Source organism: Streptomyces tatrensis (genome assembly GCF_049310065.1).
Taxonomy (GTDB): Bacteria; Actinomycetota; Actinomycetes; order Streptomycetales; family Streptomycetaceae; genus Streptomyces.
The window spans coordinates 5,985,993-6,001,854 of the sequence record NZ_JBMDLB010000011.1 but is presented as its reverse complement, the minus strand read 5'-3'; the positions used below and the strand labels follow the sequence as shown (position 1 = coordinate 6,001,854).

The following is a 15,862-nucleotide window of genomic DNA, read 5'->3' as shown; positions in this document are numbered from 1 at the left end:
CCGCGGATCTGCCAGATATGTCCGGCACGTCTCTGACCCCAGCCATTGCTGCCCACCCCGAACTTCACGAACGTCGGTCCGCAAGGGTTTCCCGTGCGGGTACCGAAAGGAGAAGAGTGATGGCCGGTCCTCGGCCCTCACAAGACGCATTTAAGCCGACGCACGGAATCAGGATGCCGACACACGCCGCGGCGAGATTCAGCTCAACTTTAGAACCGATCCAATGTAGGATGGCCCTCTGACCACGCAGGAGGCACCCCATGTACGAGCCGATTCGCACCAAGGCGGTCGACCCCCGCATAGGCGCCCACCGCAGCGACTACCCCCGCAGCAGCCGCGCCGAAGCCCTCGACATCCAGCTCGCCGGGCACCTCGCGGCACTGCTCACCGTGACCGATGAGCTCGGCCTCGACGAGGCCGCCGCCGTCCTCGCCACCCAGGTGACCCGCCTGCGCGGGTCCCAGCCCGCCCGCGCGCCCCAGCGGCCCGGCCGGGAGCCCGGCGCCGAGGCCGTCGCCCCGCTGCACCAGCGCGCCCACGACCTCGCCGCCCGCGCCCTGCTCGTCGCCGCGTCCCGCGCCGACACCACGGTCGCGATCCTCGCCGCCGAGCGCATGGACGCGCACGCCGCCGCGCTCGACCTCGTCGGCGCCCACTGACGGCCCCGGTCCGGGGCCGCGGAGGCTCCGGACCGGGCGCCATGCCCTGCGGGGCTTGAACGTGCACCCCTCTCCGGCCGTGGCCGGCAGACCACCCCGCCCGTACGGGCCTGCGGCCGCGCCGCCCTTGGGAGCCGGACTGGCTCTGCAGGCCCGGCGGCCGTGCCGCCCCTGCGCAGCGGGATCGGCCCTGCGGGGCGAGGTCCCCTACCCGCCCTTCCACCGTTCCCCGGGCGCTGCCCGGACCCGCGCCTCAAACGCCGGCGAGGCTGGGTGTGCCCCCGGGCTGCGCCCGGGCCCGCGCCTCACACGCCGGCGGGCTGGAGAGGGCACCGGGCGCCGCCGGGGAAGGGGTACCGGGCTGCGCCCGGACCCCCTGGGGCTCCGCCCCAGACGCCGCGCCTCACACGCCGGCGGGGCTGGGTGTGGCCCCGGGCGCTGCCCGGACCCGGGCCTCACACGCCGGACGGGCTGAAGGATCCAGCCTCGCCGGCGTTTGAGGCGTGGGGTCTGGGGCGGAGTCCCAGGGAACGGGCGGAGGGCGGGTCCGGGGCGAAGGCGGCTGCGGCGATGCCGCACCAGGGGATCGTGGCCGGGGGCCAGACCGGGCCGACCGCCTCGGCGTGCTCCGTCGCCGCCGGGCGGACACCCGGGATCCTCACCAGCACCTGGGGGCCCCGGGCCGTGGCCGCGGCCGGGCCCGGCGGCTCACGGAACTCCACGGTGACGACGTACGCCCCCGCCTCCGGGAAGCCGTTGACCGCCTCGACGGAGGCGACCACGCGACGGCTCGCCGGGTCGATCCGGCAGTCGGTGATCCGTACATCACCCCGCGCGGCCCCCGAAGACCGCGCAGCGGGAGCCCCGCCCGCCCACACGTACAGCCCCAGCGGGGCGAAGACCAGCAGTCCCGCCACGAACACCAGGGCGACCAGCCAGCCCTGCCACTTCAACGCGCTCACGCCCATGACACGATCCTCCCGGCAGCCCGCCCCGGTCACCAGCACCCACGGGCCCACACAGCATTTCGAAGTGGGACCGCCTCGTCACCTCTCGTTCACTCAACTCCGCGCGGAATGTGGGTTTCCGCGAGCACTCTGCACCCGTGAGACGCATCCTAGGAATCGCCCTGGCGGTCCTCCTGGTCGGCGGCGTGATAGCCGTCATCGCCATCGGAGGAAAGAAGCCGGAGGGCACGGCAACGAAGACCGTGCGTGGCGTCATCGGTTCGGAGAAGTCCGAGTTCTTCCGCGACCCCGACGTCGTCAAGGCCCTTGCGGACAAGGGCTACACCGTGAAGACCGAAACCTCGGGCTCCTGGGCGATGGATCAACTCGCCCTCAAGGACTTCGACTTCGCCTTCCCCAGCAGCAGTGAGCCGGCCACGGAGATCGAGGCGGCGGCCGGAGTGAAGGGCGCGCAGAACGCCAAGCCCTTCTTCTCCCCGCTCGTCGTCATCGCCCGCGCCAACGCGGCCAAGGTCCTCGGCGACCACGGCCTCGCGAAGATGAACGGCAAGAACTCCGGCACCCTCCTCCTCGGCCCCTTCCTGAAGGCCGCCGCCGAGGACAAGAACTGGCAGGAACTCCAGGGCGGGACCAGCGCCTACCCCGAGCTGGCCGGCACGGTGTTCGTCAAGACCACCGACCCCACCACCTCCAACTCGGGCGCGCTCTTCCTCGCCACCGCCTCGAACGTCGCCAACGGCCTGACCGTCGTCTCCGACGACGCCGGCATCGACCGGACCGCGCCCCTGATGAAGAAGCTGATCTCGGTCCAGGGCGCCCTGGAGCAGAGCACCGACGGCCCCTTCCGCGCCTTCATCAGCGGCAGCGGCGAACCGCTCATCCTCGCCTACGAGGCCCAAGTGGCCAGCCTGCTCCAGCAGAAGCAGGATCCGGGCGACATGGTGGTCCTGTACCCCGACACCACCGTCAACTCCCCCCACACCTTCGTGCCGATCAGCGACAAGGCCAAGGAGCTCGGCACCCTGCTGGCCACCGACCCGAAGCTGCGCTCGCTCGTGGTCCGCCACGGGTTCCGGCCCACGGAGGGCGTGGCCGAGTTCACCACCGCCACCGCGCCGCACACCGCGTACCTCAAATCGGAACTGACCGGAATCCGCCAGGTCAGCGCACCGACCGTCAAGGTCCTGATGGCGCTGGCCGCGCGCGCCAAGGGATAGGGGGACCAGAAGACCATGACACTGACACCGCCCGAGGACGCTCCGCTCGTCCTCACCGCCCCCGAACCCGTGGCCCCCGTCAAGCGGGAGCAGGCCTCCGGCCTGGTGCCGCTCCAGGACGGGGTGCGCGAGGAGATGGCCCGCCGGGCCGGGGAGTACGTCGGCTCGCTGGCCGGCATCGACAGCCGCTCCCCCGAGTTCGCGAACCGCATCGGGGAGATCGCCGGCCTCGGCTCCGCCGACATCCGCGGCGCCGCCCAGCAGTCCAACCGCATGCTGGAGCGGGCCGTACGCTCCCTCTCCGCCGACGGCGGCGATGCCCAGGCCCGCGTCGCGGGTTCGCTCGTCGAGCTGCGCCGCACCGTGGAGGACCTGGACCCGAGCGAGAGCTCGGCGAAGGGCGTGCGCAAGCTCATCTCCAAGCTGCCCGGCGGCAACAAGTTCCGCGACCACGTGGCCAAGTACGCCTCCTCGCAGACCACGCTCAACCGGATCGTCGGCGCGCTGCGCGGCGGCCAGGACGAGCTGCGGCGCGACAACGCCGCCCTGCACACCGAGCGCGCCCGCCTCTGGGAGACCATGGGCAAGCTCCAGGAGTACGCGGTGCTCACCGAGGCCCTGGACGCGGCCGTCGAACAGCGGATCGCCGGCCAGAGCGACCCGCAGCAGGCCGACGCGCTGCGCGTGGACGTGCTGTTCCCCGTACGGCAGAAGCACCAGGACCTGCTGACCCAGCTGGCCGTCTGCGCGCAGGGCTACCTGGCGATGGACGTGGTCCGGCGCAACAACGAAGAGCTGATCAAGGGCGTCGACCGGGCCGCGACCACGACGGTGTCCGCGCTGCGGATCGCCGTGATGCTGGCGCAGGCACTGAACACCCAGGGCGAGGTGCTCCAGCAGATCAACACCCTGCGCGACACCACCGAGGGCCTGATCCGCGGCAACGCGGAGATGCTGTCCTCGCAGAGCGGGGAGATCCAGCGGATCGCCGCCGACCCGGCCGTCGGCGCGGAGACGCTGCGCACGGCCTTCGCCCAGATCTACAAGACGCTCGACACCATCGACACCTTCAAGGTGCAGGCCACCGAGAACATGGCCGCCACCGTGGAGTCCCTCACCGGCGAACTCCAGCACGCCTCCGCGTACCTGGCGCGCACCCGCACCGCGAGCGCCCTGGAAGGCGGCGACGCCCGATGAACGGCATGAGCATCCGTGGCGCTGTGATGCGCAGACGGCTCGCCGCGGCGGTGGCGCTCGCCGCCACCCTGCTCGGGGCGAGCGCGTGCACCGAGGATCCCGACCACGCGAAGCCGGAGCAGACCTCCTACCAGGAGGGCAAGCTGCGCGTGCTGGCCTCCAGCGAGCTGTCCGACATGGACGAGGTGCTGAAGGCGGCGAAGGCCGCCACCGGGATCAGCGTCGAGCTGAGCATGTCGGGCACCCTCGACGCGGTCGAGCAGATCGCCTCCGGCAAGGCGGACGGCAAGTACGACGCCGTCTGGCTCTCCTCCAACGACTACCTGCGGCTGCGCCCCGAGGCCGCCGGCAAGCTGTCCAGCGAGACCCCGGTGATGTCCTCGCCCGTCGCCCTCGGCGTGAAGCCCGAGGCGCTGGCCCGGCTGGGCTGGAAGCCCGAGTCGGTGACCTGGTCGGCGGTCCACGAGGCGGTGGCCGGCGGGAAGCTGACGTACGGAATGACCGACCCGGTGCGCTCCAACTCCGGCTTCTCCGCCCTGATTTCGGTGGCCTCCGGGCTCTCGGGCGCACAGGCGGCGCTGACCGACGCGGACGTGGCGAAGGCGCAGCCGAAGCTGAAGGAGTTCTTCACCGGGCAGAAGCTGACCTCGGGCTCCTCGGGCTGGCTGGCGACCGCGTACGGCCAGCGCGGGAACGTGGACGCACTGGTGAACTACGAGTCGGTGCTGCTGTCCATGAACCGGGACGCGAAGACGGACCTGACGGTGATCCGGCCGCTCGACGGCGTGGTCACGGCCCACTACCCGCTGACCCTGCTGACCTCGGCCCCGGCCGGGGCCCGCGAGTCGGGGCGCGTGCTGACCGAGTACCTGCGCGGCGCCGAGGCGCAGAAGGCGATCACCGAGAAGACCTTCCGGCGGCCCGTCGCGGCCGGGGTGACCCCGGCGGCCGGACTGAACCCGGACAAGCGGCGGGAGCTGCCCTTCCCGGGCACCCGCTCGGTGGCGGACGGGCTGCTGGCCAGCTACGAGAACGAGCTGCGCCGGCCCTCGCGCACGGTGTACGTGCTGGACACCTCGGGGTCGATGGCCGAGGAGGACCGGATCGGTCGGCTGAAGGCGGCGCTCACCGACCTGACGGGGACGGGGAGTTCGGGCACCGGAGAGCGGTTCCGGGACCGTGAGGAAGTGACGCTGCTGCCCTTCGGCGACAAGGTGAAGAAGGTCCGGACGCACGCGGTCGAGCCGGGCAACCCCGGTCCCGCCCTGGACGCGATCCGGGCCGACGTGAAGGCGCTGCAGCCGGACGGGGGAACGGCCATCTACAGCAGCCTGGAGGCGGCGTACCAGCAGCTCGGCAAGGGCAACGCGGACGCCTTCACCTCGATCGTGCTGATGACGGACGGCGAGAACACCGCGGGCGTCGGGGCCAAGCACTTCGACACCTTCTACGCGGGGCTGCCCGACGCGCAGAAGCACACGCCGGTCTTCGCGGTGCTGTTCGGCGACTCCGACCGCAAGGAACTCGCCCACATCACCGAACTGACCGGCGGGCGGCTCTTCGACGCCACCGACGGCAACGGTTCGCTGGACGGAGCCTTCGAGGAGATCCGTGGCTACCAGTAAAGCTCTCAGGTACCTCGAATCGAAGAAGAACCTGGCCGGCAGTGCCTGCGGGGTCGTCGGGGTGGGTCTGACCCTCACCGGGGTGGCCGGCACGTACTGGCCGGTGGTCATCGCCGGGCTGTACGGGGCGGGCGCGCTCGTCGCCCCGCCGGAGGTGCCGGCCCCGCCGGTGCCGCCGGAGCCCGCCGAGCAACTGGGCTTCGTACGGGAGGACTTCGCGCGGCTGCAGGACTACGTCGGCGAGGTGGACCTGCCGTCGGAGCCCGCCGAGGTGCTCACCGGACTGCTGGGGCTGTACGCGGCGATGCTGGAGCCGGGCTGGGTGGCCTGGGTCCTGGCCGCCGACCCGGAGGCGGTGCACGCGCTGACCCGGGCGATCCGCACGGACGTGCCGGAGTGCGTGGACACCTACAACCGGACCCGCTGGTGGACCCGGCTCACGGCGGGCGGCGAGTCGCCCGAGCGCCACCTGGAGCGGCAGCTGACGCTGCTGCGGGAGGAAGCGGAACGCATGACGGCGGACCTCCGTGAAACGGAGGCCCGCCGTCAGCAGACGCACACGACCTATTTGGAAGGTCGCAGGGAATCCTAGGTCGGGGAATCCCGCGTCAGCCCGTGGCCGGGGACAGCCGGCCGCAGGGGTTCGGTGGGGGCTCGATCAGCCCGGTGGGCCGGATCAGCCCAGGCGCTCGACGAGCGCTTCGTACTGGTCCCACAGCTCCTTCGGCGTGTGGTCGCCGTAGGTGTTCAGGTGGGCGGGGACCAGGGAGGCCTCGTCGCGCCAGACCTCCTTGTCGACCGTGAGCAGGAACTCAAGGTCGGCGGCGGGCAGGTCCAGGCCGTCGGTGTCCAGGGAGGCGACGGTCGGCAGGATGCCGATCGGGGTCTCCACACCCTCCGCGGCGCCGTCGAGGCGCTCGACGATCCACTTCAGGACGCGGCTGTTCTCGCCGAAGCCGGGCCACACGAACTTGCCCGCGTCGTTCTTGCGGAACCAGTTCACGTAGTAGATCTTCGGGAGCTTGGCCTGGTCCTTGTCCTTGGCCACGTCGACCCAGTGACCCATGTAGTCGCCCATGTTGTAGCCGCAGAACGGCAGCATGGCGAAGGGGTCGCGGCGCAGCTCGCCGACCTTGCCCTCGGCGGCGGCGGTCTTCTCGGAGGCGATGTTCGAGCCGATGAAGACGCCGTGGTTCCAGTCGAAGGACTCGGTGACCAGCGGCACGGCGGAGGCGCGGCGGCCACCGAAGAGGATCGCGGAGATCGGGACGCCCTTGGGGTCCTCCCACTCGGGGGCGATCGTCGGGCACTGCGAGGCGGGGACGGCGAAGCGGGCGTTCGGGTGGGCCGCCGGGGTCTCTGACTCCGGGGTCCAGGCGTTGCCCTTCCAGTCGATCAGCTGCGCGGGCGCCTCTTCGGTCATGCCCTCCCACCAGACGTCGGAGCCGTCGGGGGTGAGCGCCACGTTGGTGAAGACGGTGTTCGCGTACATGGTCTTCATGGCGTTGGCGTTGGTGTGCTCGCCGGTGCCGGGGGCGACGCCGAAGAAGCCGGCCTCGGGGTTGATCGCGTAGAGGCGACCGTCCTCGCCGAAGCGCATCCAGGCGATGTCGTCACCGACGGTCTCGACGGTCCAGCCGGGGATGGTCGGCTCCAGCATGGCCAGGTTCGTCTTGCCGCAGGCGCTCGGGAACGCGGCCGCGATGTACTTCGACTCGCCCTGCGGCGGGGTGAGCTTGAGGATCAGCATGTGCTCGGCGAGCCAGCCCTCGTCGCGGGCCATGACGGACGCGATGCGCAGGGCGTAGCACTTCTTGCCGAGCAGGGCGTTGCCGCCGTAGCCCGAACCGTAGGACCAGATCTCGCGGGTCTCGGGGAAGTGCGAGATGTACTTGGTGGTGTTGCACGGCCACGGCACGTCGTCCTGGCCCTCGGCGAGCGGAGCGCCGAGGGTGTGGACGGCCTTGACGAAGAACCCGTCGGTGCCGAGCTCGTCGAGGACGGCCTGGCCCATGCGGGTCATGGTGCGCATGGCGACCGCGACGTAGGCGGAGTCGGTGATCTCGACGCCGATCGCGGAGAGCTCGGAGCCGAGGGGGCCCATGCAGAAGGGGACCACGTACATCGTGCGGCCCTTCATGGAGCCGCGGAAGATGCCGCCCTCTTCGCCCTTGCCCGCGAACAGCTCCTTCATCTCGGAAGGGGCCTTCCAGTGGTTGGTCGGGCCCGCGTCCTCCTCCTTCTCGGAGCAGATGAAGGTCCGGTCCTCGACGCGCGCGACGTCGGAGGGGTCGGAGGCGGCGTAGTACGAGTTCGGGCGCTTGGCCGGGTCCAGCTTCTTGAAGGTGCCCTTGGAGACGAGCTCCTCGCAGAGGGCCTCGTACTCGGCCTCGGAGCCGTCGCACCAGACGATGCGGTCCGGCTGGGTCAGGGCAGCGATGTCCCCGACCCAGGACACGAGCTCCTGGTGCTCGGTGGGGACTTCGGAAGTGGTGCCAGCCGCGATGTCGCGCGCCACGATCGCTCCTTGTTGAGGGGTTTGATTTGTGTTGCCCCGTGGGGGCCGCGACCCGGACGCTTCGCGCTCCGCTCATCCGGTGTCGACCGCACTCATCTGATCATCCGGTGCGTGTGCGCATATGTCCAGAGGGCCTCTCACGTGAGCATCGCCACTCCGGTCAATCTTCCGTAAAGCGCACTAACGGAAACCTACGCAACCGTAGGTAGCATGGCCGTCATGACTTCTGACGCCGCTGCCGTGGCCGCTCCGGTGGTCGAACCCGCCGCTCAGGAGGCCAAGCCGCTCATGCGCGGCTGGCTCCACACCGGCATGTTCCCCGCCGTGGTGATCGCCGGCCTCGTCCTGATGGCCTTCACCGACTCGACCTCGGCCCGGGTGGCGTGCGGGGTGTACATCCTCACCGCGTGCCTGCTCTTCGGCGTCAGCGCCGTCTACCACCGCGGTACGTGGGGCCCGCGCGGCGAGGCCGTCCTGCGGCGGCTCGACCACGCCAACATCTTCCTGATCATCGCGGGCACGTACACCCCGCTGACCGTGCTGCTCCTGCCGGACTCCACCGGCCGGACCCTGCTGTGGGCGGTGTGGATCGCGGCCGCCGCCGGCATCGCCTTCCGCGTCTTCTGGGTCGGCGCCCCGCGCTGGCTCTACACCCCCTGCTACATCGCCATGGGCTGGGCGGCGGTCTTCTTCCTCCCCGACTTCATGCGCTCCGGCGGCATCGCCGTCCTGGTCCTGATCATCGTCGGCGGCCTGCTCTACAGCGTCGGCGGCGTCATCTACGGCATGAAGCGCCCGGACCCCTCACCGCGCTTCTTCGGCTTCCACGAGGTCTTCCACTCCCTGACCCTGGCCGCCTTCGTCGCCCACTACGTGGGCATCTCGATCGCCGCGTACACCCACTGACCGGAGCGGGGCCCCGCCGCGCGAGCGGTCGGGGCCCCGCCTCGTACCGGGCGCCTACGTGCAGGCGTAGCCGTCGCCGTCCGGGTCGAGGCGCAGCGGGTCGCTGCCGTTGACCTTCAGGCGGGCGGGGTACTTGTGGGCGGCCAGCCAGTCGCAGCGGGCCTTCGTCGTCGCCTTCACCTCCGCCGGGAACCGCGTGGGCACGCACACGTTGGCCGTGCCGTAGTGCCGGTCGCAGCCGGCCACGCTCGGGGCCACCGGGGCCGAGTCCCGCTTCGCAGGGTTCTTCTTCGGGGCGGCCAGCTCGTTCGCGAAGGTGTGCTCGTGCGCGGTCGGGGGCTCGGCCGCGGCCGCCAGGGCGGAGGGTCCGCCCAGGTGCACCCACTGCGCGATCGACGGGATGCCGTTCGCGTCGACCGCGAAGAGCATGTACCAGCCGGGCGGCGCCAGGTTCGGGTTGCTGGTGACGTTCAGGTCGATGGTGGTGCCGTTGACCACCGTCAGCGGCAGGTCCACGAACCGCTGGTTCGGGTCCGAGGAGTGGGTGACCGCCGCCGGACGGATCAGCTCCGCCTTGGCGACCGCCCGGTTGACGGTGATCCGCTGCGTGTCCCCGTACACCCACTGGTTGTCGATCACCGAGGTGATCTGCGGGCGCGCCCCCTTGAAGAGGTACGGCGGGGTGTAGATCGACACGTTGTGGTTGTACGTGCCGTTGCCCGGGTTGTCCCCGACCGACATGACGCGGCCGTCCGGCATCAGGAACGACGCCGAGTGGTACGTCCGCGGGATCGGGTCGGTGGCCAGGCCCGGCTGGTAGGTGTTGGTCACCGGGTCGAAGAACGAGGCCTCGTACACCGGGTCGGCCCGGTCGTGCAGGGCGCCGCCGGTCTCCAGCACCTTGCCGTCCGGCAGCAGCACGGCGGACGCGTACATCTTGCCCTCGGCGCCGGTCTGCGGGCGCTTGCCCGCGCCCTGGTCGACCAGGCCGAGCGGGATGTCCGGGCCGGCCGTGTAGGCGGGGCTCGGCTGCTTCAGGTCGATGATGTCGGTGATCCGGTTCGCCGCCGGGTTGGTCTCGTTGTTGCCGCCGCCGATGGTCAGGACCCGCTGGTCCTGCGCCGGGGGCAGCAGCACGCTCGCCGACTCGTCGCGCTGGTCCTTGTTGCGCAGGCCCGGCACGTCCGTGATGGTGTTGGCCGCGTAGTCGTAGACGGAGGCGCCGGTGCCCTGGGTGCCGTTGCCGAAGGTGTGGCTGCCCGAGTAGAAGAGCCGCCCGTCCTGCATCAGGATCATCGACGGGTACAGGCCCCAGTACGACCAGGTCTGGTTGACCTCGTTCATCGGCAGCCACTTGTTCTGCGCCGCCGAGAACTTCTCCGCCGTCACGTTGCCCGTGGAGTCCTCCTTCAGCCCGCCGAAGGAGATCACGTCGCCGTTGCCGAGGATCGTCGCGGACGGGTACCAGTGCCCGCCGTTCATGTCGTTGGTCTTCGTGTACTTCTCGGTCGCCGGGTCGAAGGTGTACGAATCCTTCAGCCCCTGGTAGCCGATCGTGCCGTCGGCCGACGGATAGCCCTTGTTGCCGCTCATCACCAGCACCCGGCCGTCGGACAATTGCACGTGGCCGGAGCAGAACATGTCCACGGGCGTCGGGATCGTCTTGAACGAGCCGTTCGCCGGGTCGTACACGGCGGAGGTGAAGGTGCCCGCGTTGAACTGGGCGATGTCGTTGCCCGAGCCCGCGATCAGCAGCACCTTGCCGTTCTTCAGCACGACGGCGTGCATGGAGCGCACCGGGTTCTTGGCGGCGATCACCTCCCACTTGCCCTTCGCGCACTCGGTCGCCGTGCCCGTGCAGGTGGGCAGCGGCGGGGGCACGCCCACCTCCTCCAGCGCGTAGTCGTCGGTGGTGAGCGTGCCCACCCCGTAGACGGACAGGCCCCACACGATCTTGTCGGTGCCCGGCGGGACCGCCGGCGTACGGACCTCCGTACGCGCCCACGCGGCACTGACGGGGGGATTCTGCAGGTCGGTCCAGTACTGCCAGCCGGCCGTCGTGTCGTGGCGGAACACGGTCACCGACACGTCCGGGGTGTTCGACTTGTACCAGGCCGACAGGTCGTACTGGCGGCCCGGTACGACCGTCGGGGCGCAGGTGCCGTTCTCGGTGACCAGCGCCTTGCGGTCGCCGTCCACCCGGCGGGTGAGCGAGACCTTCATCGCCTTGGTGCCGGAGTGCGCGTCGGCGACGGTCGTGAAGGTGAAGTCGTTGTCGCCCCAGCCGGACCTGGACCAGCAGGAGGGCATGTCGGAGCCGGCCGGGCCGGCCGTCTCGAAACCGGGGTTGGTGAGCAGGTTGGGCGGACCGGCCGTGGCCTGCTGCGGCGCCGTCAGCAGCAGGCCCGCGGTCATCGCGCCGACGGCCAGCAGGGCGGCCCGCCACCCTGCCCTGCGCCGGATCTTCCTCGCCATGGGGAGCATCCCTTCGTGCGGCTCAACTCGTGTGCGTACGGCCTGCTTTGCGGGGGAGGTAGACGAGTGCCTCCGTCGCCGCGAAGCGCAGGACGAAGGTGACGACCAGCGCGAGCGCCGTCGCGGACATGACGCCGAAACCCCACGTGCCGACGAACACCGCGATCAGCGGGATCCGCAGCAGCAGATCGGCATTGGCCAGCAGCGTGAAGCGCCCGAACCGGTCGGCCCAGCGGCGGTGGCGGCGCCGGTCGCGGAACAGCAGGGTCTCGATGAGGAGGAAGTTCCACACCACCCCGGCCTGGTTCGCCACCACCTCGGCGAGCAGGTAGTTCATCCCGGTGTGCGTGAGCATCCACAGCGCGGCCAGGTTCGGGACGAAGCCGGAGAGCCCGACCAGCCCGAAGCCGATCATGCGGGCCAGCGGGGTCGCGGACCGCAGCGAGGCGAGGTGGGTCAGGAAGCGCAGGCCCTCGCGGGCGGTGGACTTGGACTCCCCCGAAAAGCGCTCCTGGAAGACGAAGGGCACCTCCGCCACCCGCGCCGGCCGGCAGCGCACGGCCAGCTCCAGCAGGATCTTGTAACCCAGCGGCTTCAGCGCCTCCTGCGTGACGGCCGAGCGGCGCATCGCGAAGAACCCGCTCATCGGATCGCTGATCCCGTGCAGGGCCCGCGGGAAGAGCCCCTTGGTCAGCCAGGTCGCTCCGCGCGAGACCGCGATCCGGTAGCTCCCGGCGAGCCCGGCCCGGCTGCCCCCGGCGATGTACCGGGAGGCCACGACCAGGTCGGCGCCGGTGCGCTCGCCCTCCCCGACGAGCTCGGGGACCAGGTGGGGCGGGTGCTGGAGGTCGGCGTCCATGACGACGATCCAGTCCGTGTCCGCCCGCGCGATCCCCTCCACGACCGCCCCGCCGAGCCCTCCGGCGGGGGTCTCGCGGTGCAGGACCGCCACCGGGAAGGCGCACTCCAGGGCCGCCTTCTCGATGGCGGCCGGGGTGTCGTCCGTGGAGTCGTCGACGAACAGCACCGAGCAGGGCAGGTGCGCGGGCAGTGCGGCGGCCAGCCTGCGCAGCAACTCCGCTACGTTTCCCGCCTCGTTGAAGGTCGGGATGATGAGGGTGACACTGCCCGGGGCGGGCGCCTCGACGGCGGCCTCCGGTATGTGCGGGGCATGCGGGACCCACAGGTCTTCACTCATGGCGGATCAACTCCCGTTGACGGTGCGGGCCGTGGTGTCGGTGCGCCGGATCTCGATGCGGTCCTCGCCCTCGCCGAAGACGGCGACCGGCGTCGAATGCTCCAACGCCGCCTTCACGTTGGGCAGTTGTGCCGCGTCGCGCCGGACGGTGGGCGAGGAGACCACGTAGTCGATGTCCCGCCAGCCGCCCGGCAGGGTCTTGGTGACCGCCGGGTCCAGGTCGGCCTTGTAGAACCAGATGGCCCCGAGCCCCGGGTCGAACCCGTGGTGGACGGCGTCCAGCCACAGCGCGTCGTCGACCAGCACCCGGGTCGTGGCGGGGTCGCTCACCTCGCGCCCGAGCCAGGCCGCGGCCTGCCGGTACGGGGCGTTCGCGTCGACCGTGAGCGCCGTCCGGTTGCCGTCGTACCAGCGCGGGACGAGGTACACGAGGGCCGAGGCGGCCAGGACACCGATCAGCGCCCACCGCCCGTAGGCCAGGGCCCGCCGCTCCCCCGGCGCGCGGCGGCGGCGCAGCACGGCGTGGGTGACGCTGGCCGCGCCCCCGGCGAGGACCAGCGCCAGGAACGGCAGCGCCTGGATCACGTACATCGCCGGGAGGTAGCCGGAGGGCCGCAGGGCGACCAGGGCGAGGATGACCACGGCCAGCGCCGGGCCCGCGAGCGCCCGGGCCGTCACCGACCAGCGGATGGTGACCAGGAGCAGCACCGCGCCGGCCAGACCGCCGAGCGGCAGCACGGTGTCGTAGTAGAGCCAGGACTCGAAGACCCCGTGGGAGCCGGAGCCCGGGTCGAGGATGAAGCCGGAACCGGCCCGGCCCATCTGGTAGACGATCCCGCCGATGAGGGAGACGTGACCGGAGCCGGGCAGCAGCTCGGCGTTGAGCAGCGCGTACAGGGGATACGTCACCCCGATGAGCACACAGGCGGTGATGGCTCCGGTGACGGCGAACTTGCGGGTGTCGCGGTGGCTGTGGCGCCACATCGTCACCAGCAGCGCCGGGAGCACCACCAGCATCGTCTCCTTGGTCAGCACGGCGGTGGCGGCCGCCAGCCCGGAGGCGAAGTGGTGCCACAGGTGGCGGCTGGGGGACGCGGCGAGGCAGAAGGCCAGCAGCATCCACATGACGGCGATGTTGTCGAGGAAGATCTCCCGCTGGAGCACGACGGAGAGCGGGGAGAGTCCGAACAGGCCCATGGCGAGACCCGCCGCCCAGCGCGGCAGCCAGAGCCGGCGCGCGAGCACGTACAGCAGGACCGCACTGGCGGCGGAGACCGCGAGCATCGAGAACCGCATCGGCGCGACGGTCATCGAGTCGGGCACGAACAGGGACGGCAGGTACGTCAGGCCCGCTATCTGGATCCAGCCGAGCGGGGGGTGGTCGTACCAGTAGGTGTAGTGGGCCAGCCCCTTGCCCTGCTGGACGGCCCAGGCCTGCGCGAGGTAGGTGCCCTCGTCGTCGCTGAGCGTCGGGAAGTTGGTGATGTTCCAGCCCTGCACGAGCAGGATCGCGAGCAGCAGGACCCCGCACAGCAGCAGGTCGGGGCGCGAGGAGCGGAACCGGACGAGCGGCCGGGCGGGCGCGGGCGGGCGGACCCCGAGTCCGCCGGAGCGCTGGCGCGGGACGAGAGCGGTCCCGGCGGAGGCGTCGGCCGTGGCCTCGGTGGTGGCGTCGGCGGTGGCGTCGGTGGTGGTGGCAGCACCGGGCTGGGGATCAGTGGCCGTGGGCAGAGTGGTGGTCACTGGGGGCTGTCCTCTCGGGTCAGGGTGCTCGGGGTGCCGGTGGGCGACGCAGGTGCGGACGCGGTCGCGAGGTGGGCTCCGGTGTGGCTGGTGAGCTCCCACTCGTTGCGGCCGCGCTGCTCGCGCCAGACCGCGCGGATCGCTGCGCCGGCCAGCATCACCTGGTAGAACGGGCCGCCGACCACGAGCTTGACGTAGTGGATGAACCGCACCCGCAGCCCGTACTGGCGGCCGAAGTCGTGCAGGCCGACCACTTCGAAGACGAAGGTCACCATCGCGGTGATCATCGGCAGGAAGGTGACGATCGCGACGCCGACGGGCACGTCGAGGAAGACGGCGACGGCGAAGTTCACCGGGATCACGACCCCGGACGTGGCCTGCATGAACGGGGTCATCAGCGTGTAGCGGGCCAGCCAGCGCTGACCGCGGCCGGGCAGCTGCTGCCAGTCCTTCTTGCGGTAGACCTGGAGGAAGCCCTGGTTCCAGCGGGTGCGCTGCTTGAGCAGGCTGACCAGCGACCCCGGGGTCTCCTCGCGGGTCACCATGTCGGAGTCGTAGGCGACGACCACCTTCTTGCCGACGGAGGACAGCCGTACGCCCAGGTCACAGTCCTCGGCGAGGCAGTTCGGGTCCCAGCCGCCGGCCTCGCGCAGCACCTCGGTGCGCACGAAGACGGTGTTGCCGCCGAGCGGGATGAAGCCCTTCTCCGCGTGCAGGTGCAGCCGGGAGCGGAACCAGAAGAAGTACTCCAGGCAGTTGCGCAGGCTGTACCAGCTGGAGTGGAAGTTGATGAGCTGGACCCCGCCCTGGACCACGTCGGCCTCGGTGGCGCGGAAGGCGTGGTCCACGTGGGACAGCAGCTCGGGATGGACCTGGTCCTCGGCGTCGAAGACCCCGACGATGTCGCCCCGGCAGTGCGGGAGGGCGGTATTGAGGGCCTTCGGCTTGTTCTTGACCTCGTGGTGGTCGGTGATGACGCGTACGAGACCGGGCGCGCGGGCGGCCGCGCGTTCGGCCACCTCCGCCGTCCCCGGGTCGTCGTGGCCGACGATCACGATGATCTCGTAGTCGCGGTGGCTCGATTCCAGGAGCCGCTCGATGGTGTGCTCCAGGACCGCCTGCTCGTGGCGGGCGGGCAGGAGCAGGGAGAAGGCCAGCCGGCCACCGCCGTCGGGGCGGTCGAACCGGGTCGAGGCGAGCGTCTCGGGCGTCCGCCAGGCGTGCATCTGCCACCAGAGCGTGAACGCCGCCATCCAGAAGAGCGCGAGCGAAACGACACAAATGAACACGGATATGAACAAAGCGTCCCCCACAGACATGCCGCAACCCCGGGCGGCGATTCACCAACCCCCCGGG

The 15,862-nt window shown here is 71.0% G+C and carries 12 protein-coding genes; 6 read left to right on the top strand and 6 right to left on the bottom strand.

Translation table 11 applies throughout. From position 1 onward, the window contains the following. Nucleotides 1-260: 260 nt before the first annotated feature. The gene (locus tag ACODT5_RS43405) at nucleotides 261-659 is read left to right on the top strand and encodes an SCO4983 family protein (RefSeq protein WP_422524411.1); all 399 of its coding nucleotides are present in this window, start codon (nucleotides 261-263) and stop codon (nucleotides 657-659) included. Between the two features lie 455 nt (nucleotides 660-1,114). Here the strand turns inward: ACODT5_RS43405 and ACODT5_RS43400 are convergent, their stop codons facing one another. Beyond that, a complete protein-coding gene (locus ACODT5_RS43400) occupies nucleotides 1,115-1,621 on the bottom strand; it encodes a hypothetical protein (protein ID WP_422524410.1) in 507 nt (168 codons plus the stop codon). 143 nt (nucleotides 1,622-1,764) lie between these two features. On the opposite strand from ACODT5_RS43400, the gene ACODT5_RS43395 reads away from it, so the two are divergent. The 4 genes from ACODT5_RS43395 to ACODT5_RS43380 are packed head-to-tail and all read left to right on the top strand — an operon-like array spanning nucleotide 1,765 to nucleotide 6,258. After that, a complete protein-coding gene (locus ACODT5_RS43395) occupies nucleotides 1,765-2,844 on the top strand; it encodes a hypothetical protein (RefSeq protein ID WP_422524409.1) in 1,080 nt (359 codons plus the stop codon). Nucleotides 2,845-2,859: 15 nt separating this feature from the next. Continuing rightward, nucleotides 2,860-4,041: a toxic anion resistance protein gene (locus tag ACODT5_RS43390; protein ID WP_422524408.1), complete on the top strand. Its 1,182-nt coding sequence runs from the start codon at nucleotides 2,860-2,862 to the stop codon at nucleotides 4,039-4,041. Then, nucleotides 4,038-5,666, top strand: coding sequence for a substrate-binding and vWA domain-containing protein (locus ACODT5_RS43385; protein ID WP_422524407.1), 1,629 nt, complete (start codon nucleotides 4,038-4,040; stop codon nucleotides 5,664-5,666). The genes ACODT5_RS43390 and ACODT5_RS43385 overlap by 4 nt, the downstream gene beginning before the upstream one ends. Further along, complete coding sequence (locus tag ACODT5_RS43380) at nucleotides 5,653-6,258, top strand: hypothetical protein (RefSeq protein ID WP_422524406.1); 606 nt, start codon at nucleotides 5,653-5,655, stop codon at nucleotides 6,256-6,258. Before ACODT5_RS43385 ends, ACODT5_RS43380 begins: the two co-directional genes overlap by 14 nt. Nucleotides 6,259-6,342: 84 nt before the next feature. Here ACODT5_RS43380 and ACODT5_RS43375 read toward each other — a convergent pair whose 3' ends face one another. Then, nucleotides 6,343-8,184: a phosphoenolpyruvate carboxykinase (GTP) gene (locus ACODT5_RS43375; RefSeq protein ID WP_422524405.1), complete on the bottom strand. Its 1,842-nt coding sequence runs from the start codon at nucleotides 8,182-8,184 to the stop codon at nucleotides 6,343-6,345. Nucleotides 8,185-8,403: 219 nt separating this feature from the next. On the opposite strand from ACODT5_RS43375, the gene trhA reads away from it, so the two are divergent. Then, nucleotides 8,404-9,090, top strand: a complete 687-nt coding sequence (gene trhA, locus ACODT5_RS43370; protein WP_422524404.1) for a PAQR family membrane homeostasis protein TrhA — start codon at nucleotides 8,404-8,406, stop codon at nucleotides 9,088-9,090. A 54-nt stretch (nucleotides 9,091-9,144) separates the two neighbouring features. Here trhA and ACODT5_RS43365 read toward each other — a convergent pair whose 3' ends face one another. Genes ACODT5_RS43365 through ACODT5_RS43350 form a run of 4 tightly spaced genes read right to left on the bottom strand, consistent with a single transcriptional unit; the run spans nucleotide 9,145 to nucleotide 15,807 of the window. Next, entirely contained in the window at nucleotides 9,145-11,565 is a 2,421-nt protein-coding gene (locus tag ACODT5_RS43365) for a galactose oxidase family protein (RefSeq protein WP_422524403.1), read from the bottom strand. 22 nt (nucleotides 11,566-11,587) lie between these two features. Then, nucleotides 11,588-12,763 carry a glycosyltransferase gene (locus ACODT5_RS43360; protein ID WP_422524402.1) on the bottom strand — a complete coding sequence of 392 codons (1,176 nt, stop codon included), beginning with the start codon at nucleotides 12,761-12,763 and terminating at the stop codon, nucleotides 11,588-11,590. A gap of 6 nt (nucleotides 12,764-12,769) precedes the next feature. Further along, the gene (locus ACODT5_RS43355; RefSeq protein WP_422524401.1) at nucleotides 12,770-14,506 is read right to left on the bottom strand and encodes an ArnT family glycosyltransferase; all 1,737 of its coding nucleotides are present in this window, start codon (nucleotides 14,504-14,506) and stop codon (nucleotides 12,770-12,772) included. Next, nucleotides 14,503-15,807, bottom strand: a complete 1,305-nt coding sequence (locus ACODT5_RS43350) for a glycosyltransferase (RefSeq protein WP_422524400.1) — start codon at nucleotides 15,805-15,807, stop codon at nucleotides 14,503-14,505. The genes ACODT5_RS43355 and ACODT5_RS43350 overlap by 4 nt, the downstream gene beginning before the upstream one ends. Between the last annotated feature and the right edge of the window lie 55 nt (nucleotides 15,808-15,862).

Bases quoted from the DNA above. Each gene is read 5' to 3' on its own strand.
- ACODT5_RS43405 (WP_422524411.1), top strand. From the start codon at position 261: ATGTACGAGCCGATTCGCACCAAGGCGGTCGACCCCCGCATAGGCGCC.
- ACODT5_RS43390 (WP_422524408.1), top strand. From the start codon at position 2,860: ATGACACTGACACCGCCCGAGGACGCTCCGCTCGTCCTCACCGCCCCC.
- ACODT5_RS43385 (WP_422524407.1), top strand. From the start codon at position 4,038: ATGAACGGCATGAGCATCCGTGGCGCTGTGATGCGCAGACGGCTCGCC.
- trhA (WP_422524404.1), top strand. From the start codon at position 8,404: ATGACTTCTGACGCCGCTGCCGTGGCCGCTCCGGTGGTCGAACCCGCC.
- ACODT5_RS43365 (WP_422524403.1), bottom strand. From the start codon at position 11,565: ATGGCGAGGAAGATCCGGCGCAGGGCAGGGTGGCGGGCCGCCCTGCTG.
- ACODT5_RS43360 (WP_422524402.1), bottom strand. From the start codon at position 12,763: ATGAGTGAAGACCTGTGGGTCCCGCATGCCCCGCACATACCGGAGGCC.